Annotated in this window: 22 protein-coding genes; 6 read left to right on the top strand and 16 right to left on the bottom strand. The window is 66.6% G+C overall.

Annotated features, from left to right (window positions below; translation table 11 throughout):
* Nucleotides 1-22: 22 nt before the first annotated feature.
* The 3 genes from ACQY76_RS11050 to ACQY76_RS11040 all read right to left on the bottom strand — a co-directional run bounded on the left by ACQY76_RS11050 (nt 23) and on the right by ACQY76_RS11040 (nt 3,081).
* Complete coding sequence (locus ACQY76_RS11050) at nt 23-634, bottom strand: hypothetical protein (RefSeq protein WP_428028795.1); 612 nt, start codon at nt 632-634, stop codon at nt 23-25.
* A gap of 193 nt (nt 635-827) precedes the next feature.
* On the bottom strand, nt 828-1,793 hold the full coding sequence (gene yfdV, locus ACQY76_RS11045) for a transporter YfdV (protein WP_428028794.1): 966 nt from the start codon (nt 1,791-1,793) through the stop codon (nt 828-830).
* Nucleotides 1,794-1,947: 154 nt separating this feature from the next.
* Complete coding sequence (locus tag ACQY76_RS11040; protein WP_428028793.1) at nt 1,948-3,081, bottom strand: cupin domain-containing protein; 1,134 nt, start codon at nt 3,079-3,081, stop codon at nt 1,948-1,950.
* 713 nt (nt 3,082-3,794) lie between these two features.
* Between ACQY76_RS11040 and ACQY76_RS11035 the strand changes: the two genes are divergently transcribed.
* A complete protein-coding gene (locus tag ACQY76_RS11035) occupies nt 3,795-4,070 on the top strand; it encodes a hypothetical protein (protein ID WP_428028792.1) in 276 nt (91 codons plus the stop codon).
* Nucleotides 4,071-4,190: 120 nt separating this feature from the next.
* Here ACQY76_RS11035 and fghA read toward each other — a convergent pair whose 3' ends face one another.
* The 13 genes from fghA to ACQY76_RS10970 form a co-directional block, all read right to left on the bottom strand.
* Nucleotides 4,191-5,027, bottom strand: a complete 837-nt coding sequence (gene fghA / locus ACQY76_RS11030) for an S-formylglutathione hydrolase (RefSeq protein WP_428028791.1) — start codon at nt 5,025-5,027, stop codon at nt 4,191-4,193.
* A gap of 11 nt (nt 5,028-5,038) precedes the next feature.
* Nucleotides 5,039-6,166: an S-(hydroxymethyl)glutathione dehydrogenase/class III alcohol dehydrogenase gene (locus tag ACQY76_RS11025; protein ID WP_428028790.1), complete on the bottom strand. Its 1,128-nt coding sequence runs from the start codon at nt 6,164-6,166 to the stop codon at nt 5,039-5,041.
* A 30-nt stretch (nt 6,167-6,196) separates the two neighbouring features.
* Complete coding sequence (locus tag ACQY76_RS11020; RefSeq protein ID WP_428028789.1) at nt 6,197-6,478, bottom strand: metal-sensing transcriptional repressor; 282 nt, start codon at nt 6,476-6,478, stop codon at nt 6,197-6,199.
* Between the two features lie 196 nt (nt 6,479-6,674).
* On the bottom strand, nt 6,675-7,463 hold the full coding sequence (locus ACQY76_RS11015) for an ATP-binding cassette domain-containing protein (protein ID WP_428032989.1): 789 nt from the start codon (nt 7,461-7,463) through the stop codon (nt 6,675-6,677).
* Nucleotides 7,463-8,317: an alpha/beta hydrolase gene (locus ACQY76_RS11010; RefSeq protein ID WP_428028788.1), complete on the bottom strand. Its 855-nt coding sequence runs from the start codon at nt 8,315-8,317 to the stop codon at nt 7,463-7,465. The genes ACQY76_RS11015 and ACQY76_RS11010 overlap by 1 nt, the downstream gene beginning before the upstream one ends.
* Nucleotides 8,314-10,326, bottom strand: coding sequence for a Fe(3+)-hydroxamate ABC transporter permease FhuB (gene fhuB, locus ACQY76_RS11005; RefSeq protein ID WP_428028787.1), 2,013 nt, complete (start codon nt 10,324-10,326; stop codon nt 8,314-8,316). Before fhuB ends, ACQY76_RS11010 begins: the two co-directional genes overlap by 4 nt.
* Nucleotides 10,319-11,233: an ABC transporter substrate-binding protein gene (locus tag ACQY76_RS11000; RefSeq protein WP_428028786.1), complete on the bottom strand. Its 915-nt coding sequence runs from the start codon at nt 11,231-11,233 to the stop codon at nt 10,319-10,321. Before ACQY76_RS11000 ends, fhuB begins: the two co-directional genes overlap by 8 nt.
* A 5-nt stretch (nt 11,234-11,238) precedes the next feature.
* Nucleotides 11,239-13,671: a TonB-dependent siderophore receptor gene (locus tag ACQY76_RS10995; RefSeq protein WP_428028785.1), complete on the bottom strand. Its 2,433-nt coding sequence runs from the start codon at nt 13,669-13,671 to the stop codon at nt 11,239-11,241.
* A gap of 123 nt (nt 13,672-13,794) precedes the next feature.
* Entirely contained in the window at nt 13,795-14,772 is a 978-nt protein-coding gene (locus ACQY76_RS10990) for a FecR family protein (protein ID WP_428028784.1), read from the bottom strand.
* An 89-nt stretch (nt 14,773-14,861) separates the two neighbouring features.
* Nucleotides 14,862-15,356, bottom strand: coding sequence for an RNA polymerase sigma factor (locus tag ACQY76_RS10985; protein ID WP_428028783.1), 495 nt, complete (start codon nt 15,354-15,356; stop codon nt 14,862-14,864).
* A gap of 246 nt (nt 15,357-15,602) precedes the next feature.
* On the bottom strand, nt 15,603-16,598 hold the full coding sequence (locus ACQY76_RS10980) for a TRAP transporter substrate-binding protein (protein ID WP_428028782.1): 996 nt from the start codon (nt 16,596-16,598) through the stop codon (nt 15,603-15,605).
* A 24-nt stretch (nt 16,599-16,622) separates the two neighbouring features.
* Nucleotides 16,623-17,888, bottom strand: a complete 1,266-nt coding sequence (locus tag ACQY76_RS10975) for a TRAP transporter large permease (RefSeq protein WP_428028781.1) — start codon at nt 17,886-17,888, stop codon at nt 16,623-16,625.
* Nucleotides 17,888-18,508, bottom strand: coding sequence for a TRAP transporter small permease (locus ACQY76_RS10970; protein ID WP_428028780.1), 621 nt, complete (start codon nt 18,506-18,508; stop codon nt 17,888-17,890). The genes ACQY76_RS10975 and ACQY76_RS10970 overlap by 1 nt, the downstream gene beginning before the upstream one ends.
* 91 nt (nt 18,509-18,599) lie before the next feature.
* Here ACQY76_RS10970 and ACQY76_RS10965 point away from each other — a divergent pair, with 91 nt between their 5' ends.
* From ACQY76_RS10965 to ACQY76_RS10945, 5 genes are all read left to right on the top strand, one after another.
* Nucleotides 18,600-19,289, top strand: coding sequence for a GntR family transcriptional regulator (locus ACQY76_RS10965; protein ID WP_428028779.1), 690 nt, complete (start codon nt 18,600-18,602; stop codon nt 19,287-19,289).
* Nucleotides 19,286-20,314 (top strand): Ldh family oxidoreductase, encoded by a 1,029-nt coding sequence (locus ACQY76_RS10960; protein WP_428028778.1) that lies wholly within the window; start codon nt 19,286-19,288, stop codon nt 20,312-20,314. Before ACQY76_RS10965 ends, ACQY76_RS10960 begins: the two co-directional genes overlap by 4 nt.
* Nucleotides 20,315-20,529: 215 nt before the next feature.
* Entirely contained in the window at nt 20,530-22,440 is a 1,911-nt protein-coding gene (locus ACQY76_RS10955) for a 7TM-DISM domain-containing protein (protein ID WP_428028777.1), read from the top strand.
* Nucleotides 22,428-23,111 carry a response regulator gene (locus tag ACQY76_RS10950; RefSeq protein ID WP_428028776.1) on the top strand — a complete coding sequence of 228 codons (684 nt, stop codon included), beginning with the start codon at nt 22,428-22,430 and terminating at the stop codon, nt 23,109-23,111. The genes ACQY76_RS10955 and ACQY76_RS10950 overlap by 13 nt, the downstream gene beginning before the upstream one ends.
* A gap of 98 nt (nt 23,112-23,209) precedes the next feature.
* Nucleotides 23,210-26,215, top strand: a complete 3,006-nt coding sequence (locus tag ACQY76_RS10945; RefSeq protein ID WP_428032898.1) for an autotransporter outer membrane beta-barrel domain-containing protein — start codon at nt 23,210-23,212, stop codon at nt 26,213-26,215.

The raw sequence follows: 26,215 nt of genomic DNA, 5'->3' as shown, positions 1-26,215 counted from the left end.
GTCCCAGGGGCTTGGCGGCGCCTCAGAAATGATACTGGTAGCCGATGCCGAACAGGTTATCGACGACTTTGCCCTCTTCCCATTCGCGCAGATAATTGAGCGAGATGGAGTGGGAGTCGCTCAGACGAAAGCCTAGCGCCGAACCGATTGCCGGCGTCTCGAATTTATAGACCGTGTTGAAGGCGTTCCGATAACGCAGGGTCACCACCGACCAGGTCACGGCCTCGAAAATCTTCCAGTCCACGGCGCCGTGCAGCATGTAATAGGGAAAATCGGTCGCGTCATTCTGGGCCCGGCTGCCGATGGCGGCGACGCCCACCAGCGACACGACGTCGGAGAGATGGAACCTGTAGCCTACGCCGACATGCGAATTGAGATGCCAGGTGTCGCTGTGGGAGACATCGAAATAGGTCATCGCCGCTTCAATGAGCCAGTCATTGTCGAAGGCGTGCATGTAGGAAACGCCCGTGACCGTCGCGACGCTTTCGTCGAAATTGTCCGTCGCGCGCTGAGAGGCGATGGAAACACCGATCGTGTTGCCTTCCGCCAGGGCCGAACCGGCGCCGAAGATCATCGCGGCCGTCAGCCCGATGCCCAGGCCCGCCAGCATAGTCTTGATCCGTGACGATGACATGAGCTCTCCCCCCCATGGTTGGCATGCCCTCCCAAGTCCAGGCGACCGGAACATGGACCGTTCCGGTCGGCTTGTGCGTGCCCTGGGGTAGGATCCACCCAAGGCGCGGAACGCCGTCTTTCGAACTGGGGCCCGTGTAACTTCGAAAGGCAACGGGCACCGTGGCGACGCGTCTTGCTCTCTCGAAGAGGCTTCAGTTCCCGGTCAGTCTGGCGAGATAGACCCAGATGGGTGCGGCGATGATGAAGCCGATCACACATACTGCCAGCGAGGAGGTGCCGGTGCGGGTATAGACCTGAAAGCGGCTGGAGATGATGATCCCGGAAAAGGCGGGCGGCAGCGCGACGCTGAGCACGAGCATCTGCAAGATCTGCGGGTCGAGCCCGCAGGCCCAGCCGGCGAGCAGGAACACGCCCGGCATGAGCACCAGCTTGAAGAAGGTGTTGTAGGCAACCTCCCAGTCCAGCTCGATCTTGTAGGCCGACAGCGTCAGGCCGGCGGCAAACACGGCCACGCTCGAATTGGCCTTGGCCATCAGATCAAAGGTCGGATCCACCTCGTCCGGCACCTTTATGCCGACAATCACCAGCGCGACGGCGAGGATCGGCACCCAGACGACCGGTTCTTTCATGGCGGAAAGCAGAGCATTATTCTTGGGAGCGCCGTCCGCCACCGCCGCGCCGCCCCCGCCAGCGTTGAGCAGGTACAGGCCGATCGGGATCGTCACCGCATTGACCACGATGGCGACGATGGCGATCACCAGGCCGGTTTCCACGCCGGTGCCGTAAAGCGGATCAAGCACCGCGTAGCCGAGAAAGCCGATGGTGGGCGAACCGGCGATCAGCGCGCAAACCGCGCCCTCGGGCCTGGTGCGCTTGAAAAACAATTGGATGGTAAAATAGGAGAGCATGAAGAGGGCAACCAGCCCCACCAGCGAGATGATGCTCAGCGTGGCATTCTGGACCAGCATCTCTCGATCGGCGCGCACGATAGAAACGAACAGTGCTGCAGGCAGGGCAAAGTCCAGAACCAGCTTGTTCAGGACGCGGGCCTGGTCTTCCTCGAAGGCGTGTGTCCTGCCGGCCGCATAGCCCAGAATCATAACGACGATAATGGGTATGAGGTCGAAAACCAGCATCTTCGACATGAACTCTTCCATGCCCGCTCCTTTACCTGTTCTTTGGCGCCAGCGGTCACGGGCCGGGGCTCAAGAAACCCCGCTGGTCCGACTCACCGCACGCTCCGTTCGTTCACCAAAACGTGCTTCTACGTGAAAATGAGATGGCGGGGGAGCCATCGCCCTAACCACCCTTTCAGCCCTTGACGACCGGCTGCCGGGTCGCGCGCAGCGAGGACATCAATGGATCGCCCACATCCAGATGCGCCTTGACCAGATAGTTCGGTGTGAGGGCCAGCCAGTTGTTGAGCGAGACGTCCTTGTACTGGCTGGTGTGGAACACGTTCAGCACACGCACAGGTTCGTCGCCGGTGTTCTCGATGTAGTGAGCCAGCGTCTTAGGAACGTAACCTACATCGCCCGCCACGAAATCAAAGGTACGGGCGTTGTTGACCGCATCGAACACCGTCATCCGGGCCGTGCCGGAGATGTAGTACTGGATTTCGTCCGCATCAGGATGCCAGTGGATTTCGCGCATGCCGCCCGGCTCAAGATCGATGAATAGAGCGGCAAGGTTGGTGACGGCGAAATTCGTCGAATCCACCACCGTCGTGGCGCCGCCCGGATAGGGCGTCGGCGCCAGCTGGGACGCGCGGAACACGTATTTGTCGGTGAAGGTCACCGCGCCGAGATCGGCGCGAACCTGCTCGATCGGCGGCGGCACCGGCTGGCGGAAGATATACTTCTCCTCGGCGGGAATACCGTCGAAAGCCTCCACCGGCACGCCGAAATTCTTGGCCAGCACCTCGCGCGGGGTGTGGGCGAACAGTTCGGTGACCAGCAGGGTCTGGTTCTCGGAGAAATTGCCGTCATTGAAGACGAGGACGAATTCCGTGCCTTCCTCAAGCCCCTGAATGGCGTGGGGGAAGCCGGCCGGGGCGAGCCACAGATCGCCGGGCCCGAGGTCCTCGACGAGCGTCTGGCGCTGGTCATCGATCAGGAAGAAGCGCACGCGCCCCTGAAGCACATAGGCCCACTCCGCCTCCTTGTGCCAGTGCATCTCGCGCACCACGCCCGGCGGCAGCCGCATATTGACGATGGCGAGCTCCTTCAAGGTCCCCATTTCGCGCTGGGTGACCTCCCGCGCCCAGCCACCATCCTCAAGACGATTATGCGCCATGGCGAAGGGGAATTTCAGGTTGGGAATACCGCCATGATCGGTGGCGGGCGGCAGCAGGATGTCCGGGTTCTGTGCTTCGACAGCGGGGTTGCGCGGCCCCACAATATCCGCGCCCTGCGTGCCGCGGATAGGTTGGATCAGATCGGTCATGAAATCCTCCATCGACGTTCGAATACACGCCAGTATTAAATATCGGAATTATAGAATTCCTTTATTTAAGACCGGTCAAAATCAATAAAATATATTGATCGTAAATTATCTATCATATTCGAACTCATTCTCGACTTTTAGTCACTGCACCCTGCCCGTCTTTCACAAAAGCATGCGCCTGAGCCTGGCAAACGGTATTCTATAATTTATATCAATATTAAATTGCGTAGTTTTAATGTAATTTTTCCATTTTCACTACATACTCTGCGTAAACTATAATGAAAAATTGCCACGATCAACATCCCAAGTCAGAGGTGACCCATCTCGGTCGTCAAAGCCTTTCGAACGCTTTCGGATTCACGGTGCAAACGGCACATGATCCGCCGAGATGTGAGGTCGTCTTTTGTATAATTTATGAGTTATGTTTGTAGAAAAAGATTCATAAGCAGTCTCCATGCGCTTACTCTTTCTGTACGCTGCCTCCAGCATAGTGCAGATGGCCCCTTCAGCGCGCGGGCGTGGAGATGCTGGCGCCATCCGGTGGTGCTGCGACCGACAGCGGGGGCTAGCAGGGCATCGGCGTAGGCGGAAAAGCGGGGTTCTCCCGGGCGCCTGATCGAAAGACGACGTCCGTGCCGCGGGAGGGCTTGTCGCGCCGGCGTCGCTCCCTAAATCTCACCCGGCGGCCGCGAATGGCCCTGTGAGGAATGAGCATGTCGTCGCGTTTCGTTCGCCTTGATCCGGAGACCGTCCGCCTCCTGGATCTGTGCATCAGCCGGGCGCAGGAGGTGGCCGCACGGTTGGAACCCGACAGCACCGATTTCCAAACCCGCACGCGGCTGGCGTCCGCTCTCCTCGAGGCCATCCGCCTCGGTGAACGCGACGAGCAAAAGCTCGTGGAGTTCGCATTGCAGGTGTTGCCCGCCTACCGCGAGGGACGTTTCAGGCGTGCGTCGACGGCGGATTCCCGGCCCACGCTGGTCGGCTGACGGTCGCCGCCACGGCGGCGCGCGCGAATGCCCCGCCCCGCCCGTGCCGGATCGCGCAAGCACAGGCCAGGCGAGGCTGACCTCGCCCGGCCGAGCGTCAGCCAACCTCGATTGCGCGCCTCAACGGGCCAGGCGAGCAGCGTGCCAGCCGATGTGATCTTCCATGAAGGTGGAAATGAAGAAATAGGAGTGGTCGTAACCCTCGCGCATGTTGAGCGTGAGCGGGATGCCGGCCGCCGTGCAGGCCCGCTCCAGCAGTTCCGGGCGCAGCCCGGTCTTCAGGAACGGGTCGGCCGAGCCCTGATCGACGAGAAACTCCGGGAAGCGCTTTCCATCTTCGATCAGCGCCACGGCGTCATATTCCCGCCACCCGCTTTCATCCGTGCCGAGGTATTTCTCCAGCGCCGGCCGCGACCAGTCGGCCGTGCTCGGCTGGACGATGGGCGCGAAGGCAGAGCAACTCTTGAAGCGGTCGGGGTGTTTCAGCGCGATGGTGAGCGCGCCATGTCCGCCCATGGAGTGGCCGAAGATGCCATGCCGGCTCATATCCGCCGGAAATTCCGCCGCGACCAGCGCGGTGAGTTCCTCGACAAGGTAGGAATACATCCGGTAATGCGTGGCAAAAGGTGCTTCGGTGGCATCGAGGTAGAACCCGGCGCCGGAACCGAACTGCCAGTTGTCGGGCTCGTCCGGCACGTCGGTGCCGCGCGGGCTGGTATCGGGCGCCACGAGGATGACGCCATGTTCGGCCGCGGCGGCGCGGTATTCGCCCTTGTCCATCACATTGGCATGGGTGCAGGTGAGACCCGACAGATACCAGAGCACCGGCACGGGGCCGTGCGCCGCCTGCGGCGGCACGAAGACGGCGAAGGTCATCGTCGTACCAGTGATTGCCGAATCGTGCCGGTACACGCCCTGCACGCCGCCATGCGACTTCGCCTTGGAAACCGTTTCCATCGTCGCGCCCATCAGTAGAGCACCACGGAGCGGATCGACTTGCCCTCATGCATGAGGTCGAAGGCGGTGTTGATCTCATCGAGCGGCATGGTGTGGGTGATCAGGTCATCGATGTTGATCTTGCCCTCCATGTACCAGTCGACGATCTTCGGCACGTCGGTGCGCCCGCGCGCGCCGCCGAAGGCCGAGCCGCGCCAGTTGCGGCCGGTGACCAGTTGGAACGGTCGGGTCGCAATTTCCGCGCCGGCCGGGGCCACGCCAATGACGATCGAGGTGCCCCAGCCGCGATGGCAGGCTTCCAGCGCCTGGCGCATCACATTCACATTGCCGGTGCAGTCGAAGGTGAAGTCGGCGCCGCCGTCGGTCAGGTCCTGAATGGCCTGCACCACCTTGTCGCTGCCGACCTCCAGCGGGTTGATGAAGTCGGTCATGCCGAACTTGCGTGCCATCTCGACCTTGGCGGGGTTGATGTCGACGCCGATGATCTTGTCGGCACCGACCATGCGGGCGCCCTGGATCACGTTGAGGCCGATACCGCCGAGACCGAACACCACGACATTGGCGCCTGGCCACACCTTGCCGGTGTAGACCACCGCGCCGATACCGGTGGTAACGCCGCAGCCGATGTAGCAGATCTTGTCGAAAGGCGCGTCCTCGCGGACCTTCGCTAGCGCGATCTCCGGCAGCACGGTGAAGTTCGAGAAGGTCGAGCAGCCCATATAGTGGAAAATCTCGCCGCTCTGGGCGCCCACCCGCTCGCAGGAAAAGCGCGAGGTACGGTCGGGCATCAGGCCCTGCCCCTGCGTGGCGCGGATCGACGTGCACAGGTTGGAGCGCTGCGACAGACAGGTTTTGCACTGCCGGCATTCCGGCGTGTAGAGCGGAATGACGTGATCGCCGACCTTGAGCGAGGTGACCCCGGCACCGAGTTCGCGCACGATGCCGGCGCCCTCATGGCCGAGAATGGCGGGGAACTTGCCCTCGGAATCCAGCCCGTCCAGCGTGTAGGCATCGGTGTGGCACACGCCGGTCGCCATGATCTCGACCAGCACCTCGCCGGGCTTGGGCCCGCCGATCTCGATGGTCTCGATGCTCAGCGGCTTCTTGGCTTCCCAGGCGACGGCGGCGCGCGATTTCATGGACGTGTTCCCTCTCGAAAATGGGTGCGGCTATTTCAGATAGGTGCGCAGAATTTTCATTGTCGCGTCGAGATTGTCGGACGCGGGCGGCGCGGCGGCATCCGCGCTCGCATGCTCGAAGGTCTCGCGCAGGTGGATGTCGAGCACCTCGGCCATCAACCCGCCAGCCGCCCCTCGCAGGGCGGAAATCTGCTGGAGCAGCAGGTTGCAATCGGCCCCCGCCTCGATCGCGCGCTCAAGCGCCTCCGCCTGCCCCTTGATGCGGCGCAGCCGTGTCAGCGCACGCTTCTTGTCGTCCGGCGAATGGGGCATCAGGACACCACGTAGCGCACGCGCATCGCATGCGGCTTGGCGCTTAAATATACTGGAGGGAGTATCTGCGCAAGGGCGTGAGCGGGCGCCGACAGGCGCCGCCGAGGGATGCGGGCGCCATCGGGGTTCCGCTGATACGAGACGGCCCGCGCTGGCCGAAACGGCCGGCTTCGGCCGGCTCACGCGTCAGGCGCGTTTACGCACGGGGAACGGCGACATAGCCGCCGCCATCCTGGCGGATCACATCCATGGCGATGCCGTAGATCCGCGCGAGCGTGTCGGGCGTCACCATCTGCGCCGGGGTGCCGCGCGCCAGCAGCCTTCCGCCATGCAGCGCGATGATGTCGTCGCAGAAACGCGCCGCCATGTTCACATCGTGCAGCACCACGACCACGCCTGTCCCCCGCTCCCGGCACAGAGTGCGAACGAGCGACAGCACCTCGATCTGGTGGGCGATGTCGAGCGCCGAGGTCGGCTCGTCCAGCAGCAGGCAGCTGGCATCCTGCGCCACCAGCATGGCGATCCACACGCGCTGGCGCTCGCCGCCTGACAGGGTGTCGACCAGCCGGTCGGCGAAGCCGGCGGTATCGGTCAGCGCGATCGCTTCCTCGACCTTCTGCCGGTCCTGCGCGCTGAACCGGCCCAGCGCCCCATGCCAGGGATAGCGGCCGAGCGCGATGAGCTCCCTCCCCGTCATGCCGCCGGTGGCGGGCGCGGTCTGCGGGAGATAGGCGACGCGGCGGGCGAAGGCCCGCGCGCTCCAGCCGCCGAGCGGGCGCCCCTCGAAGCGGATGTCGCCTTCACTGGCCGCGAGCTGGCGGCCGATCAGCTTCAGCAGCGTCGACTTGCCCGACCCGTTATGACCGATCAGGCCCACCACGCGCCCCGCCGGCACGGCGAGGTCGAGCGGGTGCAACAGCACGCGGCCCTCGACGCGGAAGCCGGCGCCGGAGAGTTCAAACAGGGGCTCGGCCGTAGGCGCCATCACGCTGGCTCGCCAAAGGCGAAGCGGATTGCCAGGTTCAGGCTGGCCGGCAGCACGGACATATGCGTCTCACCGGGGAGGAAGGCGAATTCCGCCGCGAGGCCGGGCGCACGGCCGAGCCGCTCCGTCATCTGGCGCGTATGGTCGACGATGCGGCTCTCCTCGAAGCTGGCGAGGCGCTTTTCCGCGTCGGCGGCGCCGATCTGGAACGGCGCCAGAGCCTGCTCATATTCGCCGGCCAGGAGCAAAATCCGGCCCGTGCGCGGTTTCGGGGCGGCGACGAACGCCTCCGCCTCGGCGACAATGCCGGCGCCTTCCCACCAGATCGCCGGGCTCGCCGAAATCCAGCGCGCAAAGGCGTTGGGTTTGCGAAACAACGCGTGGAGGGCGAACAGGCCGCCGAAGGAATGGCCGAAGATCGCCTGCCGGGACGAGTCCACCGGGACGCGGCGGGCGATGTCCGGCTTCAGCTCGTCCTCGATGAAGGCGAGGAAGTCGTCGGCACCGCCGGTGCGCACCTCCGGCCCATCCGGCGTGTGCGGCGGGTAGGCCTTGCCGGGCGGCGGCGCCATGTCCCAGGAGCGGCGCACGCTGTCATAGGCGCCCTCCACGGGGTAGCCGATGCCCACCATCACGCCCCATTGGACACCCGTACCGAGCGGCCAGGCCGCCTGCACCCGCATGATGTCCGCCACCGTGCCGGCCACCGCATTGGCGTCGAGATAATAGAGCACCGGCCAGCCGCCCTCCGGCGCCTCGCCCGGCGGGCGATAGAGGAAGATACGCCAGGGCGCGCCGCCATTGGCGGGGGTCACATCGAAAACCGACGTATCGGGGATCAGGGCGGCGGTCATGGGGCGGCCTGCTTGCGGGTGAGGAGCCAGAGGAAGACGGGGGCGCCGATCATGCAGGCGACGAGGCCGGCCGGCAGCTGCCAGGGGAAGGCAAGGGTGCGGCCGACAAAATCGGCTAGGACCATGACGAGGCTGCCGAAAAGCGCCGCGCCGAATAGCTCTGCCAGCGGCCGGCGCAGCCCGGCAAGCCGCGCCAGCGGCGGTGCGATGAGGCCGACGAAAGAGAGCGGTCCGACCAGCAACGTCGCCAGCGCCGTCGCCAGCGCGGCGAGGCCCAGCAGCAGCGAGCGGCTGAGCAGCGGCGGCATGCCGACGGCCCGGGCGGACGCATCCCCGAGCGGCAATATGTCCAGCCAGCGCGCGACCAGCGGCAGGGCGGCGAGGAGGAGCGCGGCGGCGGCAAGGCTGCGGCTCGCCGAAGCGAGATCGACGCCATAGGTGGAGCCCGTCATCCAGTTGAACAGCAGCACCGCGCGCGGGTCTCCGCTGGCCATCAGCAGGCTGACCAGCGAATCGAGCAGCGCGCCGATGGCGACGCCGGCGAGGATGACCCGCTCCGGTGCCCCCTTGGAGGCGCGGGCCAGCGCCAATATGGCCACCAGCGCCAGCCCGGCCCCGAGGGTGGCGGCGAGCGCCTGCCCGGCGCGCCCCGCCACGTCGAACAGGAACAGCGCGACGACGAGCCCGCAGGCCGCGCCGGCGCTCACGCCGAGCACTTCAGGGCTCGCCATGGGATTGCCGGTCATGCGCTGGAGGATGGTGCCGGCCACCGCCAGCATAGTTCCGCCGGCGATGGCGGCCATGATGCGCGGCACGCGCAACGACCAAGCCGCATCGCCCGGCCCGGCGAGCGCCCAGCCCTCCCCCCCCGCGCCGAGGCTCGCCGAGACGAGCGTGGCGACGGCAAGAAGCACCGCCAGCCCGGCGAGCAGCGGCCAGGGGCGCATGAGGCCGGCGGCATGCGAGATAAGGCCGGCACCGGCATGGGGCGGAAGCCGGAGGCGCGGGATCATCCACAGCAGCAGCGGGGCGCCGAACATGGCAGTGACCGCACCGGTCGGCAGCATCTCGCCGAAGGCACCGGAGAGCAGTTGCACCATCTGGTCGGCCAGCCACAGCAGCGCGGCACCTGCGAGGCTCGCCACCCCCAGCCGGGCGCCGACGCGGCGGGCGCCGGAAATGCGGGCGAGCACCGGCGCCGCAAGGCCGATGAAGCCGATGCTGCCGACCCCCGCCACTACGAAGCCGGTGAGCGCCACCGCCACGGCGAGCGCCGCGAAGCGGGCCAGCGCCAGCGACAGGCCGAGGCTGCGGGCGGCGCCGTCATCCAGGCCGAGCAGCGCCAGAGGGCGCATGAGCAGCAGGGCCGCCAATCCGGCGAGCGCCAGTCGCGGGCCGAGGAAAAGCGCCGCCGACCAGTCCTGCTGGCTCAGCGAGCCGGCACCCCAGAGAAACAGCCCGGCGAGATAATGGCTGTTGAACAACGCGAGCAGCGCCGCCAGCGCGGCGCAGGCGAGGCCCGTGACCATGCCGGCCAGAATGACGACAAGCGGGGCGAGGCCGCTGCGGCGCGACAAGGCCAGCACCAATCCGATGGCCAGAAGCCCGCCGCCGAGCGCCACCCATTCGCGCCCCAGCCCGATGAGCGCCGGCGCCCAGACGAGGGCGGCGGCCAGCGCAAGGCTCGCGCCGGCCTCGATCCCCAGCGTCGTCGGCGAAGCGATGGGGTTGCGCAGCACCTGCTGCAGCAAGGCGCCGGCCAGCCCGAGCGCCGCCCCGGCGAGCAGGCTGACGATGAGGCGCGGGGCGAAACTGTAGAGCGCCAGCAACGCGGCGATGTCGTCGAAATCGGGATAAGTGAAGGTCCGCCACCACGCCGCCGGCGGCAGCAGCAGCGACAGGTTCACCAGGCTCGCCGCAAGCGCCGGGGTGGCAAGCGCCAGCAGCAGCATCACCGGGGTAAGGCGCAGGCGGGCGACCTTGGGGGACGTCGCGGCCACTTCAGCCATGTGAGGGTTCCCGCTCCAGGGCGCGGGAGAGCTGCCGGGCGAAGCGCATGGCCGCGGGGAGCATGCCGAACATCAGCACCGGCGGCAGGCGATGGATCCGGCCGGCCTTGACGAAGGCCAGGCTGTTCCACAGCGGGCTCTGAGCCAGCTTGTCGAGCGTGTCGGGAGAGATGGGCTCGAGATAGACCAGCCGGCTCGCCGGGCTCTGCGCCAGTTCCTCAATCCCAACGGTGCTGAAGCCCCAGTAATTGCTGGTCCGCGTCCAGCCATTCACCAGCCCGGTGCGCGCCATCACGTCGCCGAACAGGCTGCCGGGCCCGTAGACCCGCACATGGCGGGTGTCGAGGAAGTTGACGACCAGCACCGGCCGCTCCGCCATCCCGGTCTCGGCGAAGCGGGCGCGGGCCTGCGCCATCGTCGCGTCGGCGCGGTCGATCAGCGCCTCGCCCTCGGTCGGGCGGCCCACCGCTGCTGCCAGCGCGCGCGTGGCCGCCACGCTCAGCGCATAGGGATGGCCGCCGGGTGGCGCATAGATGGAGAATTCCCGCGTCGGCGCGAAGTCTTCAAGCAGGGGACGAATGCCGGCGAGATAGGGCGTCGTGACGATGAGGTCCGGGCGCAGCGCCGCGAGCAGTTCCAGATTCGGCTCGCGGTCGGCGCCCAGATTGGCGATGCCGGCGGGCAGCGCCGGCTCGACGACCCAATCCGCCCATTCCCCGGGATCGGGCAGCGCGATGGGGGGCCGCCCGATCTCGATCAGCGTTTCCGCGAGGCCGAAATCCATCGCGACCACGCGACGCGCCGGGGACACGGGCGTCTCGGCCCGCGCGGACGGCGCCGCCGCCATGCCAAGCGCGCCGGCCGCGAGCCCCGCCCGCAGCAGGGCCCGGCGTGAAAGCCCCGTCATCGGGCTCACCAGCGATATTTCAGCCCGGCGATCACGGTGCGCGGCGCGCCCATGTAGCAATAGCCGGCGTCACAGGTGATGTATTCCTCGTCGAGCAGGTTCTGGGCGTTGACCTGCAGGCTCCAGCCCTTGAGCGTCGTGGCGAGATAGCTGAAATCATAGCTCAGCTTGGCATCGACCAGCGTGTAGGCGCTGTTCTGGAAGGTGTTGAGCGAATCTCCCCAGGTTGCGCCGGTGTAGCGCACGCCGGCACCAACCCCGAGACCCGCCAGCTTGCTGCCTTCCTGGAACTGGTAGTCCGCCCAGATGGCGAAGGAATTCTCCGGCTGGCCCGAGGGCGTCAGGCCGATCGTTGCCGCATCGCCGTCGACATTGGTGAGGTCGAGATAGGTATAGGCGCCGCGCAGCTTCAGCCCGTTGCCGAGATTGGCGACCGCCTCGAGCTCGAAGCCGCGCGCCCTTACCTCGCCCGTCTGCACCTGGAAGAGCGGGTTGGTGTCGTCGGTGGCGAGCCCGTTCTCCTGGTCGATCTGGAACACCGAGGCGGCGAAATAGCCGTCGAAACCGGCCGGGGCGTATTTCACGCCGGCCTCAATCTGCTTCGCGGTGGTCGGGACGAAGGCATTGCCGTTGATGTCGACGCCGAGCGTCGGCGCGAAGGAGGTGGCGTAGCTCACATAGGGGGCGATGCCGTTGTCGAACACATAGGTCAGGCCGGCACGGCCGGTGAACTTGCTGTCGTCGGTGTTCTCGGTGCTGAACGTCAGCAGGTCCTCGTCCTTGGAGTCGACCCAGTCGTAACGGCCGGTGAGGGTCACGATCCACCGGTCGAACGTCGCCTGCTCCTGCACATAGACGCCGGTCTGGCTCTGCGTCTGGTTGTAGCGGGCATAGTTGAAGTCGGGATCGAAGGTCGGGCCAAGCGGCTGGCCGGTGTTGAAATTGAAATCGGCCGCTGTGCCGAAGCCGATGCCACCATCGAGCGCAAGATAAGTGTAGTCGAGCCCGACCAGCAGCTTGTGCTCCACCGGGCCGCTGACGAAATCGGCTTGCACCTGGTTGTCGACGGTGAAGGAGTCGAGCAGGTCGTGCACATAGCCGGTGCCACGGGTGGCGATGTTGGTCGCGGGGTCGATATCGTAGACGCTGGTGTAGCGCACGGTGGTGTCGGCATGGCCGTAGCGCAGGTTCTGCCGGAGGGTGAAGACATCGTTGAGGTCATGCTCGGCGAGGTAGCCGATCCGGTACTGCTCCTGAGGCTGGCTGTTATAATCACCGGGCGCCCGGCTAAAGGTGCCCCCGGCGCCTTGCCACTGGTAATAGGGCAGCGCGGCCGGGGTTTCGGATTCCTGGTACTCCCCGAGGAAGGTGATCCTGGTCTGGTCGTTCGGCTTCCAGGTCAGCGCCGGGGCGATGAAGGTCATGTCGTTGACGCCGCCGCCGAGCGTGTTCGGCGAGCCGGCGTCGCGCAGCAGGCCGGTGAGGCGGTAGAGGAAATGGCCGTCCGGGTCGATGGGCCCGCCGACATCGAACTGGCCCTGCCACCAATCATAATTGCCGCCCTGCACCTCGACCTCGCCGAAGGCCTGCTCGGTGGGGCGCTTGGAGGTGACGTCCACGAGGCCGCCCGGGGAGCCGAGGCCGTACAGTGCCGAGCTCGGCCCGCGCAGCACGGTGACGCTCTCCACGCCGTAAGGCTCGATCTTGAACACCGACATGTTGGCGCCCGGCCAGCGCAGGCCGTCGCGATAGATGCCGTTATAGGTGGCGTCGAAGCCTCGGATGGTGAACGCGTCATAGCGCGGATCGAAGCCGCTCTGCCCGGTCCGCACGCCCGGCGTATAGCCCACCGCCTGCGTCAGCGTCTGAACGTTGCGGTCGTCGAGTTCGTCGCGCGTGACCACCGAGATCGACTGCGGCGTCTCGATCAGCGGCGTATCGGTCTTGGTGCCGACCGTGCTTTGCGTCGCGACATAGCCGACCGTGCCGCCATCGCCCTGCACGGCGATCGCGTCGAGCTCGATTCCCTCGGTGGAACCGCCGGCGGCGAGGGAGGCGCTGGGATCGACGATGGTGACGCGGTTCGGCGCGGTGAAGCGGTAGCTGAGGCCGGTGCCGCGCAGCAGCGCTTCCAGCGCCTGCGGCGCGCTCATCGCGCCCGACACCGACGCGGAACGACGGCCGCCGAATTTCGACGTGTCGAAGAACACCCGCACGCCGGCCTTCTGGGCGAAGGCGAGAATGGCGCCGTTGAGATCCTGCGCCGGAATGTCGAAGACGAGCTGGGCGGGCGCGACATTCGCCACCGCTTGCGCCCGCGCCGGGGTCGTGACGCCCAAGCCGGCGACGAGCGCACCGAGAACCAGGGCATTGGCCGCAGCGCTGCCGAGATAGGTTCGGCGCAGGTGCCGTGTGCGGAAAATGACCCGGGTCGTCATGAGGCGTTGTTCCTTCCAGATCGCGCGGTGGACGCGCCAGCCGGCCGCTCGCGCGGGCTGACAGGAAGGAAGACAAGCGTGGCGGGAAACTCAGTAAAAAAAGATTGGGAACGGCGGGCCGCGTTAATAAAGCACTGTAATCAAGGGATAAATCGACTTGGAGCCGATGCCGAGCTCGCTGGTGATGGTCTCGATGGCGTCGCCGAGGTCGTTGGTGGCGAACACGCCGCTCACCCGGCGGCGACCAAGCTCCTCGTCGAGAATGACGATGCGCCCGCGCCGGTAGCGGTTCAGCGTCTCGACGACATGGCGCAGCGAGGTGCCGTTGAACACCAGCATGCCCTGGCGCCACGCCGTCGCTGTCCCCAAATCGCGGGTGCGGACCGGCTCGATGCCGCCCGTGGGGCTGTAGCGCACTTCCTGGCCGGGCGAGAGCACCACGCCGCGCGCTTCCCCGCCCAGTGCCACCTCGACCTGATGCTCGATGGCGAGCACATCGGCGCCCTCCCCGGCCTCCTCGAGGACGAACTGGGTGCCGAGCGCGGTAGTGGTGCCGCCGGCCGCCTCCACCACGAAGGGGCGCGGCTCATCGGGCGTGCGCGGTGCGGCGGCGAAGTACACCTCGCCGGCGAGAAATCGCACCCGCCGCTCGGTGTCACTGAAATCGAGTGCAATGGCACTGGCGGGGCCCAGCTCGACCGAGCTGCCATCGGCAAGCGTGACCGTCCGCAACTCGCCCGGCGCGGTGCGGTAATCGGCGGCGGCGAGCAGCCACAGGTCGCCGAACTGGAAGCGGGCCACGCCCGCAGCGAGGATCGCCAGAGCCAGGACCGCGCCGATGCCGGTGGCGCGGCGCGCGAGGCGGCCTCGCCGCTGCGCCGGCAGCAAGGCGCGCAGCGGGCCCGGATCATGCCTCAGCAGAGAGAGATCCTGCCAGGTGGCGCGCGCCTCCTCGAAGGCGGCGCGGTGGTCGAGGCTGGCATCGAGCCATGAGCGCAGAGCGAGCGTCTCGCTTTCGCTTAGCGGAGAGCCGTCAAGACGGGCCACCCAGCCCGCGGCGCAAAGCCCGACCTCGTCCTCCTGATCCTCGACGCTACGCACCGCTCTTCTTCCGCCCGCCGTTTCCCATTTCCCTATAAGACAAGCACGCGCGGCCGGCACCGTAAAAGCCGGCCGGCCGACAGGTTGCGTCAACGTGCGCGCAGGCGATGCGTCATATGCGCGATGGCCAGCGCGAGGTGCTTCTGCACCGCGCTTTCCGAGATGCGAAGCTCGCGGGCCACCTGCGCATGGGTCAGCCCGTCAATGCGGTTGAGGGCGAAGATATCCTGCGTGCGTTGCGGCAGTTCGCGCACCAGCGCGTGGATGCGTTCGAGCTGGAGCCGGGAATCGGCCACCTCTTCCGGTGAGGGCTGGTCGGCCGCCATCTCCGCCAGGGCTTCCGGCGCGCAGGTCTCGGTGCGGCGGCGGGCTTCCTGCTTGCGGTGGTTGATGAGCAGGTTGCGGGCGATGGCGTAGAGATAGGCGCGGATGTCCTGAATGCTGGTTTCAGGCCGCTCCAGCACGTTCAGGAAGGTATCCTGCACCAGGTCGCTGGCGATATGCCCGTCTCCGAGCCTGCGTTGCAGATAGCTCCGCAGTTCGCCGCCATGGCTTGAGAAGACAACCGACAGGTCTGGTTGCATGAACCGGCCCAAACTCCACCCCGCAGACCCACGAGTCGGACGAGTATCACGCAGGGCGCGGCAAGGTAAGAAGCAGGCCTCTACTTTATCATGGCTCCAAATTACCTTGGAGTGCCTCCGGATTGTTACCCCTGGAGAGTGTCGTGGTGGGTTCGCCGAGACGGCACGCCGCGACTGAAAACGGCCGGGACGCGCCCGGCCGTGAAGATGCCCGCTCGCGCGGGGCACGCGCTTCCTCGCGCCGGCTCAGCCGAGCGTGGCGCCGATCTTGCGCAGCTCGGGCAGGATGGGAGCCTTCGGCGTCCAGATCTTGTCGTATTCGGCGATGATCGGCGCCGCATCGGCCGCCGGCGGCACGACGATCTTGATGTCGGTGCCCTCGAAATTCTTGAGCAGCTTCGGCTCGTCCGTCACCGTGTTGTCGATCTGCACTTCGAGCGCTTCCTTTGTCGCGGCGGTGATGAGCGCGCGATCCTCGCTGGAAAGCGACTGCCAGGCGCGGCCGGAGGCCAGCGCGACCATTGGCATGAATACCGCGTTCATGCGCATGAGCACCTTGGACACCTTGTCGAAGCGCTGGTTCCAGCACAGGTCGAGATCGGCCTCCAGCCCATCGACCTGCCCGTTGGCGAGCGCATCGAAGACCTGCGGCGTCGGGATCGGGGTCGGGGCGGCGCCCAGCAGCGAATAGAAATCGCGGAAGGCCGGCGTGGTGTTGATGCGCAGCTTCATGCCGTTGAGGCCGGCGATGCCGTCGATCTCCTTGGCCGACATGACGACGCGAATGGTGGTGATGCCCCAGGCGAGGCCGATCGTGCCGGTTTCCTTCGGCAGGGGCTCCAGCATCTGCATGGCGATAGGCTGGCGCACCAGCTTGGCGGCCGCCTCGGTCGAGCGGATCACATAGGGAGCGAGGATGGCAGCGACGTTCGGCACCCGGTTGCCGACCTCGGCCGCCTGCAGGAAGGCCATGTCGAGCGCGCCGGTCTGCAATTGCTGCATCATGGCGCCTTCATTGCCGAGCTGGCCGGCGTGGAAGACGGTCATGGTCAGCTTGCCGCCGGTCTTCTCCTTCAGCACATCGCCGATCTTCTGGGCGGTGGTGTTCCAGGGATGGCCGGGCGGAGTGATGAGACCAAGGCGCAGGTCGCGGGTCTGGGCGCGCAGCACGCCGGGGGCGGCAAGCGGCAGGGCGGCACCGGCCGCCGCGGCGGCGAGCAGGGATCGGCGGGAGATCATCATGTCGGTCCTTTCGGCTCGAAGGGGTTAGCGCACGAGGGCAGTGGACAGAATGGGAAAGATCGACAGCAGCACCAGCAGGAGGCAGGCGGCGAAGAAGAACGGCAGGGTGACGAGGAACATCTTGCCCGGCTTCGCCCCGGTCACCGCCGCCGCTACGAAGAAGCACAGCCCGACCGGCGGTGAGAGGAAGCCGAGCACGAGGTTCACCACCGCCACCACGCCGAACTGCACGGGATCGATGCCGTAGACCTCGGTGGCGATCGGCAGCAGGATCGGCACCGTCATGATCAGCCCCGGCGCGCCGTCGATCACCGTGCCGATGACCAGCAATATGACGTTGACGAGCAGCATGAAGCTGATCGGGCCGGTGGCGATGGACTGGATCCACAGCGCCACCTCCTGCGGCACCTTGGCGAAGACCAGGACCCAGGACAGGACGCCGGCCGCCGCCACCAGAAACAGCACGATGCCGGAATAAACGCCCGCCCGCACCAGCATGTTCGGCAGTTGCGAGAGCCGCAGCTCCCGCGTCCAGAAGCGGCCGACCAGCACCGAGGCCAGAGCGCCGACGGCGGCGGATTCGGTCGGGTTGGCGAGGCCGGTGAGGATGGAGCCGACGATGACGATGGGGATCAGCAGGGTCGGGGCGCAGGCCACCACGGTGGCGACGCGCTCGCGCATGGTGTAGCTCTCGCCGCGCGGGTAATTGTAGAAATAGCCCATGATGGCGATGACGACGCAGAACAGCGCCGTGAGCAGCACGCCGGGGATGAGCCCGGCGATCAGCATGGAACTGACCGGCACCTGCGCCAGCACCGAATACATGACGAACATGATCGAGGGGGGGATGATCGGCCCCAGCATGCCGGCATAGGCGGTGAGGCCGGCGGCGAAGGTCTTGTCGTAGCCCTTCGCCTCCATCTCCGGCACCATGATCTGCGCCATGATGGCGACCTGCGCGGTCGCCGAGCCGAGAATGGACGAGACGAACATGTTCGCCAGCATGTTCACATAGGCAAGGCCGCCGCGCAGCGAGCCGACAAAGGCCATGGTCATGGTGATGATCTGGCGGGTGATACCGCCGCCATTCATGATCTCGCCGATGAGAATGAACAGCGGGATGGCGATCAGCCCGTAATTGTCGACCGACCCGAACATCTGCATCGGGAAGCTCTGATAGAGCACCGGATTGCCGGACGCCTGGATGAAGACCACGCCGGCGAGGCAGATGGCGATGCCGATCGGCACGCCGACCAGCAGCAAGGCGAGGAAGGCGGCGCCGGTAAGCATCAGGCGACCTCCTCGGCATTGTGGATGCCGATGGCGCTGCGGTCCGGCGGGGCGGCGAGGCCGAGATCCTCGATGAGGTTGGCCACGCTGTGGATGATAAGGGTAAAGGCGAAGAGCGGGATCACCAGATAGACCACCCAGCTCGGCCAGTTCAGCGTCTGGGTGCGCTCGGTATAGAGGAAGTTGAAGGTCGCCCCGCCGAACTCGCGCGCATCGAAGCCGGCTGCGGCGATGCCCACCGGGTCCATCCACAGCCAGCACATGCCGCCCAGCACCAGCCCGAAGGCGAGAATGCTCAGCGTGGACACCACCCGCATCGCCCGCGCACCTGCCGGCGAGAGACGCTCCGTCATCAGCGTCATCGAGAAATCGAGCCGCAGCCGCGACATGGCGGAAGCGCCGATAAAGGTGAGCCACACCGTGGTGAAGATGGCGGATTCGTCGATCCAGTAGAGCGGGACGCGGCCGTAGCGGGTGACGACGTTGAGAAGGATCAGCCCCGTGAGCAGGGCCATGAGGGTGCCGATGGCGAAGCGCTCCCCAACCAGGAGCCCCTCGGAGAGCGCAGTGACGGCACGCAACGGCCTGCCACCGGCAGCGACGCCGTTGGTCTGCGACATGAGTACCTGTTCCCCTGTTTTTCTAGATCGTAGATTTTATAAATTATATCCGTCAATATGCCTTACGTGATTATTCGGGGCCGGGCGTCGAATGAACCCCCTTCTCAAGCACCGCACCCTTTCCGCTGCGGTCCTCGACCAGTTGCGGAAGTCCATTCTCGACGGGACCTACCCGGCGGGCGCCCAATTGCGGCAGGACGCGCTGGCCGAGGCCTTCCAGGTGAGCCGCATCCCCATTCGCGAGGCGCTGTTCCAGCTCGACGCCGAAGGATTGGTCCGCTTCGTGCCGCAGAAGGGCGCGGTGGTGGCCGAACTCTCCACCGCGGAAATCCGCGACGTGTTCGAGCTGCGCCGGCTGCTGGAGCCGCGGCTTCTCGCCCGCTCCATCCCCTTTCTCGATGCCGAGGATTTCGCCCGTCTCGACGCGCAGCACGACGAAATGGTCACCGCGACGGCGGCGAACGATCTCGGCCGGTGGGGCCAGATCAACGCCGATTTTCACATGGCCTTGTATGCACGCGCCGACCTGCCGCGCTCGCTCACCATCGTGCAGAGCCTGCTGCAGGCCAGCGACCGCTACACGCGCGTGCATCTGAGCGACGTCGCCGGCATGGGCCTTGTGGGGATGCAGCGCGCCGTGAACGAGCACGCCACGCTCGCTGAACTGAGCCGCGCGGGCGATGTCATGGCGGCCTGCGATTTTCTCGACACACACATCCTGACCGTGCAGCAGGACCTGCTGCGCGAGCTGGAGCGCAGCCAGCGTGAGGCGATGACGTGAATCCTGCAACCGAGCCCGACAGCGTCCGCCTCAGCCTCGACGAGGTGCATGACCTCACCCGCGACACGCTGCTTGCCGCCGGACTGGGGGCGCCCCACGCCTTCGCCATCGCCCGTTCCATCATCCGTGCCCAGGCGGATGACTGTCATTCGCACGGGCTTTACAGGCTGCTGGGCTATGTCGACAGCGTGCGCAGCGGCAAGGCCGAGCGCGATGCCCTGCCCGTCCTCACCCGCTCGACACCTGTCGTGCTCCGCGTCGACGCGGGGCGCGGCTTCGCACCGTTGGCGATCGAGACCGGCGTGCCGGCGCTGATCGAGGCGGCGAAGACCTACGGCATCGCGGCGCTCGCCATTCACGAATGTTACCATTTCTCGGCGCTGTGGGCGGATATCGAGCCGGCTATCGAGGCAGGACTCGCCGCCTGGTGCTTCACCGTCGGCCAATGCTGCGTCGCCCCGGCGGGCGGCAACGCGCCCCTGTTCGGTACCAACCCGATCGCCTTCGGCTGGCCGGGGCCGGCAGGTCGCCCCTTCGTCTTCGATTTTGCCACCAGTGCCGCCGCGCGCGGCGAGGTGGAACTGAAGCGTCGAGCCGGCGAGGCTCTGCCGCCGGGATGGGCGATCGGCCCGGACGGCACCCCGACCACCGACCCCGCCGTCGCGCTGGCCGGTGCGCTGCTGCCCTTTGGCGGCCACAAGGGATCGGCCCTCTCGATGATGGTGGAACTGATCGCCGGGCCGTTGATTGGCGACGTCACCAGCCGGCAGGCGAAGGCGATGGAAAATGGCGATTCCGGCCCGCCGCTGGGCGGCGAACTGTTCATCGCCATGGATCCGGCGGTATTCGGCGCCGAGACGCTGGATCAGCGCCTTGCCGATGCGGAGGAACTCTTCGCGCGCGCCAAGGCGCAGCCCGGCGTCCGACTTGCCTCGGAGCGCCGCTACGCCGCCCGGACCCGCAGCCGCGACGGGGTGCTGATCCCGGCCCGGCTGCTCGCCGAAATCCGCGCCCTGCCGCGCTAGCCGCCCGCACCATGCCGGCTATCGACGCGCCCATTTGCCGGTGAGGCGCGCCGCTATCGGCAAATGGTCTTTTCAGATCGCCTCTTCTCGCGCACAAACGCGTCGGTGACGCGGGAGCGGCAAGAGGCCGTTCGGGAGTGGAGCGGTGCTTTGGCGGCAGTCTATCGCGCCTGCAGGGAATGCCTAAGCGTGGGCGCGATCGCGCGGCGTGTCGCATGCCGGCCCGCGCAGGCGCACCTCGGGCCGCCGGCATGAGGTGCGGCCTTGCCGCCCTCGCCGGCCTCATCGCCCTCTGCCTGCTGTTCTTCGGCAACGCCCTCGCATGGGGGACGGATGGAGCCTCCCCGAATCGCGTGCTGAGCTATTCCGTACTGGAGGATCCCGACGGCACGCTCACCATCGACGAGGTGGCCGGGCGGCCCTTCACCGCCAACGGGCCCATGCTGACGCGCGGCTACACGCCGTCCGTTCACTGGTTGAAGCTTACCACCGGCCCCGCCAGTGGCGAGCCGATGGTGCTGCGCATCCGCCCGACCTATCTCGACCGCATCGAGCTCTACGAGCCGGATGCCGGCGCGCCGGGCGGGTGGAAAAGGGACGTCACCGGCGACCGCACGCCCTTCCTGCAGCGCGACCTCGCCTCCGTCACGCTTGGCTTCGCCGTTCGTCCCAGCGGGCCGGAAACCACCTATTATCTGCGGCTTTCGACCACGAGCACATCGCTGCTGCACGCCGAGCTGCTGGCGCCGCAAGCCGCCGCGCTGGCCGATCTGCAGATTTACGTGCGGCACATTTTCATTCTCGGCCTGCTGATCTGCATTCTGCTATGGACCGCCACGGACTTTGCCGCGCGCCGCGACCTGGTCGTCGGCTGCTTCGCGGTCAACCAGCTGTTTTTCATCAGCTACAATTTCCTGATCATGGGCTATGGCGCGCTCATGTTCCCGAACGCCTCCCCGGGCTTTGTCGACAAGCTGACCAGCGGGGTGATCATCGGGACATCACTGTTTTCGATCCTGACCAACCGGTTGCTGCTCCGGCAGTTCGACCTGCATCCGCTCGCCCGCTGGATGCTGGATGCGCTTCTCGGCATCACCGTTATCGCGCTCGCCATGCTCGCGGCCGGTGCGACCCTGCGGGCCTTGGCGCTCAACGCGCTGGTGGTGATGCTCATCGCCCCCCTGCTTCCCGTGCTGGCCTTCAGCACGCGCAAGGAGGCGCCGCCGGGACGGCGCACCCTCTGGATCGTGTACTCGGTCCAGGCGGTGACGCTCTTCCTCACCATGCTGCCGCTGCTCGGCCTGCTCCCCGCCACCACCTGGAACCTCGACGCCACCATCATTCATGGCCTTCTGGCCGATCTGCCGATGTTCATCCTTCTCGCCCTGCGCTCTCGCGCCGCGCGGCGGAGCGGAATCGAGGCGCAGATGAATCTCGACCTGACGCGCCGCCAGCTCGAACTGCAGCGCAAGCAGTTCGACATGCAGAACCGGTTCATGGCGATGCTGACACATGAGCTGCGCACGCCCTTGTCGGTCATCCGCCTGGCGGTCGGCGCGGCCAAGGTCGACGGCGAGCCGCGCCGGCTGATCGAGAGCGCCTTCGGCAACATGGCAGGCATCATCGACCGCTGCGGACTGGCCGACCGCATGGATCAACACCGGCTGGACGTTGCCCGCGAGCCGGTCGACATCGCGGCGCTGCTGCAGGCGGCCGTGGCGGCCAGCACCGAACCTGGCCGCGTGAGAGTGCATGGCGGGGCGTTGCCCACAATGAGGTCGGACGCGCAGCTCATCGCCGTGGTGCTCCACAACCTCATCGAGAACGCGCTCAAGTACTCGCCTGAGGGCTCGACGATCGATGTCACCACGCTCTCCGCGCTAGGGCCGGGTGCGAGCGCGGGCATCGGTCTTGCCGTGGAGAATTTCTGCGGTCGTACCGGTGTACCCGACCCTGACCAGCTGTTTGAGAAATACTACCGTAGCCCGCACGCACGCACAAAGAGCGGCTCGGGCCTTGGGCTTTACATCGTGCACGGAATCGCCGATCTGCTCGGCGGTTCGGTGTCTTACGGTTTCATCGAGGGAAGAGCGCGCTTCAGCCTGTGGTTGCCATGCTCAGCATAGCCGTCGTCGAGGACAATGACGATCTGCGTGCCGCGATCCTCACCGCGCTGAGCGGAGAGGGGCACCATGTCGTCGGCTTCGATTGCGCCGAAGCCCTTGCCGAGCACGGCCGGGCACTGCGGATCGACCTCGTGGTGGTCGACCTCAACCTGCCGGGGGAAGATGGGATAAGCCTTACCCGCCGGCTGCGCGCGACCGATCCCGACATCGGCATCATCATGATGACCGCCCGCACCCGCACCGACGACAAGCGGATCGGCTATGAGAGCGGGGCGGATATCTACCTGCCGAAGCCGGTCTCGCTGGAGGAGCTGGCTGCAGCCATTCTCGCCCTGTCGCGCCGGCTGCGGCCCATGCCGGCGGGACCGGCCGGCCTGACCATTGACACGGGACGGCTGAGGCTCGGCGGACCGGAAGGCACGACGCCGCTTTCAGCGCCCGAGGCGGCGCTTCTCGCGGCTTTCGCGCGCGCGCAGGATCATCGGCTGGAGACCTGGCAGATCATCGAGGTGCTGGAACAGGCGGACCGTGCACCGAACCGCAACGCGCTGAATGTCACGATCTCCCGCCTCTCCGCCAAGCTGCGGCAGAGCGGAGCAACCTCGCGGCCGATCCGCGCCATCCGCAACTGGGGCTACCAGCTCTGCGAGCCGGTTATCCTGACATTCTGACGCGAACGGCACGCGGGCCGTAACCTTCGGTAATCTTTCCCGATTCAGCTCCGCTACCCTGCGGCCAGGAACAATGGCTTTCTCGGGACCCGCCGGAAATGTGGAATGCAGAGAGCCCGCCGGTGCGCCGGGCGATGGTCGGCGGCGTCGTCGTCGCCGTGCTCGGCCTGACAACGCAGGTCCAGGCGGACTGCGTGCGCGACGGCACCGTCGTCACCTGCGCCACGCCCTCGCCTAATGGCTATGACGAGACCGTCACCAGCGGGCGCACGGACCGCACAGTGAACATCTCGGCCGACGTCGCCGACGGCATCGACATCACCCTCTCCAGCGGCGGCGACATCGCCATCGACCAGACGGCAGGGACGATCACCAATGCATATGGCGACGGCGTCTATCTGAAGACCACCGACGGCAAGATCACCGGCACCATCGGCAACATCGAGACGCGCTATAACGGCCTCGAACTGGTCGCCGACGAGATCGAGATAACGGTCGAGGGCTCGATCAGCGGAACGGGGAAGGGCTTCTCCGGCGTTGTCTTCAACGACGTCGGATCGGTCAAGATCACCAATTCCGGCGGGCCCGACGCCGCCATCACCGGCAACGCGGCAGGCATCAATGTCTGGCATGCCGACAGCCTCACCGTCATCAACGAGAACGGCAGCACGATCGTCGGAACGGCCCGCGACGGCACCGGCGTCTTTGCCTATGACGTCAGTGGCGATGTGTGGGTGTCGAACGATGCCTCCTCGATCACCGGCCCCACCGCCTTCGGCGCCTGGGGGACGGGCGGAGACGTCACGGTGCTGAACGGCAGCGGGACGATGTCCGGTTCCGATTATGGCGTCGACATCTGGGACGTCGGAGGCGATGCCAGCGTGAGCAATGGCAGCGGCAAGATCACCGGCGGCGGCGACGAAGGCGTCTCGCTGGTCGAGGTGGTTGGCGACGCGACGGTGCGCAACGGCGTCGGCGGCCAGATCACCAGCACCGGCAGCTATGGCGTGCTGGCCTATATCGTTGGCGGCGACACGCTTATCGAGAACACCGGCGGCCTCATCCGCGGTGCCTCCGCCGCCATCTATGCGGACGGCGCCAGCGTCTCGATCATCAACGGCTCGGGAACGGACCCCGACGAGTTCGAGCAGTTCGGCTTCATTGCCGGCACCGTCATCATCGCCAGCGACGTCTACTCGGGACAGGACGGCACTGGCGGCGCGACCCTGCTCAACGAAGCTGGCGGCGTTATCATCAGCCAGCCGCTCGATGTGCTGGATGGCGAGATCACCCGCGAGCAGATCGCCGCCGCCTCGGCCGACGTGGCGATCCAGGCGACCGGCGGGCGCATCGTCCTGACCAATGACGGCATCCTGATTGGGCGCGTCGAACTCACCGACGCCGCCGACACGATGGAAAACGCGCAGGTCTGGACGGTGACCGGCGCAAATGATTTCGGCGCGGGACAGGACCTCCTCACCAATGGGGAGAAGGGCACGATCTACGCCGCCGCCTTTGCCGACACGGCCGAGACGACGACGTTCGACAATCTGGAGACCTTCACGAACCGCGGCATCTTCAGCCTGGCCGATGGGGGCGCCGGCGACATTGCCCGCTTCAGCGGCGACGTGTCGTTCGAGAAGGGGGCGACCTACATCATCGACGTCAACCTTGCCGGCAGCGCCGACCTCATCGAGGTGGACGGCACGGCGACCATCGACAGCGGCGCCGGCATCCGCATGCGGGGCATGGATGGCATTGCCTTCGGCACCGACTATCATGTGCTGACCGCCGCCGGCGGCGTGGACGGCAATTTCGGCAATGTATTCGGAGAAGTCGAGGTCTCGGCCTTTGTCGGCCTCACCTCCACCAATACCGGCAACGACATCTATGTCCGCTTCGACCAGGCGCGGAGCTTCACGGCGGCCGCGGCAACGCGCAACCAGCTTTCCACCGCCGCCGCGCTCGACACATTGCCGGCGAAGGGACCGACGAGTTCGCTGCGCAACGCGCTGCTGTTCGTGCAGACCGACGCACAGGCGCGCGGCGCGTTCGACCTGCTCTCGGGCGAGGTGCACGCCTCGGCGCAGAGCCTTTTCGTCGAGCAGAGCGGTCTCGTGCGCAACGCGCTTGTCGACCGGCTGCGCGCTGCGCAAGGGGCCGTCGGCGCCTCCACCGCGCCTGTCATGAGCTATGCCCCGGCGCCCGGGACGAGCGAGGCCGGCAAGGCGATCGAGCAGGGTCTGGCCTACAAGGCATCTCCCGCCCCGGCCAACGCACCGGGCGTGGCGCTGTGGGCCACCGGCTTCGGCTCGTGGAGCGAATTCGACGGCACCGCCAACGCCGCCGGCCTCTCCGGCTCGACAGGCGGCTTCCTGATCGGTGCCGACACGTCGCTCGAGGCCGGCTGGCGGCTTGGCCTCGCCGGCGGTTATAGCGCCACCTCTTTCGATGTGGATGGGCGCGCCTCGTCCGGCGACAGCGACAACTGGCATATCGGCGTCTATGGCGGCAACCAGTGGGGCGCCCTCGCCGTGCGGACCGGTCTTGCCTATACGTGGCAGGACGTGTCGACCTCCCGTTCGGTGACGTTCTCCGGCTTCGCCGACAGTCTCAGCGCCGACTACAATGCCGGCCTGTTTCAGGCCTTCGGCGAACTCGGCTACCGGCTGGACACCGCCTTCGCCGCCTTCGAGCCCTTCGCCAACCTCGCTTATGTCAGCCTCGACACCGACAGCCATGACGAGCGAGGGGGCGCCTCGGCCCTTTCCAGCGACGGGTCCGGCATGGACACGACCTTCACAACGCTCGGCCTGCGCCTGGAGAAGGACGTGCTTGTCGGCACGTTCCAGACGACACTGCGCGGCGCCGTGGCCTGGCGGCATGCCTTTGGCGACATCACGCCGGTGGCCACGCAGGCTTTCCTTGGCTCGGCATCCTTCGACACAGCAGGCATCGCCATCGCCGAGGATGCTGCCGTCGTGGAGGCAGGGCTCGACGTGCTCATCGGCATCGGAACCACGCTGGGTGTCGCCTATAGCGGCCAGTTCGGCGACGGCGTCACCCAGAACGGCTTCAACGCGACGATGAAGTTCAGCTTCTGA

Source organism: Ancylobacter sp. (assembly GCF_965279025.1).
Classification (GTDB): Bacteria; Pseudomonadota; Alphaproteobacteria; order Rhizobiales; family Xanthobacteraceae; genus Ancylobacter.
Note: the sequence above shows the minus strand (reverse complement) of the source record. Positions and strands in the feature narration are given on the sequence as shown.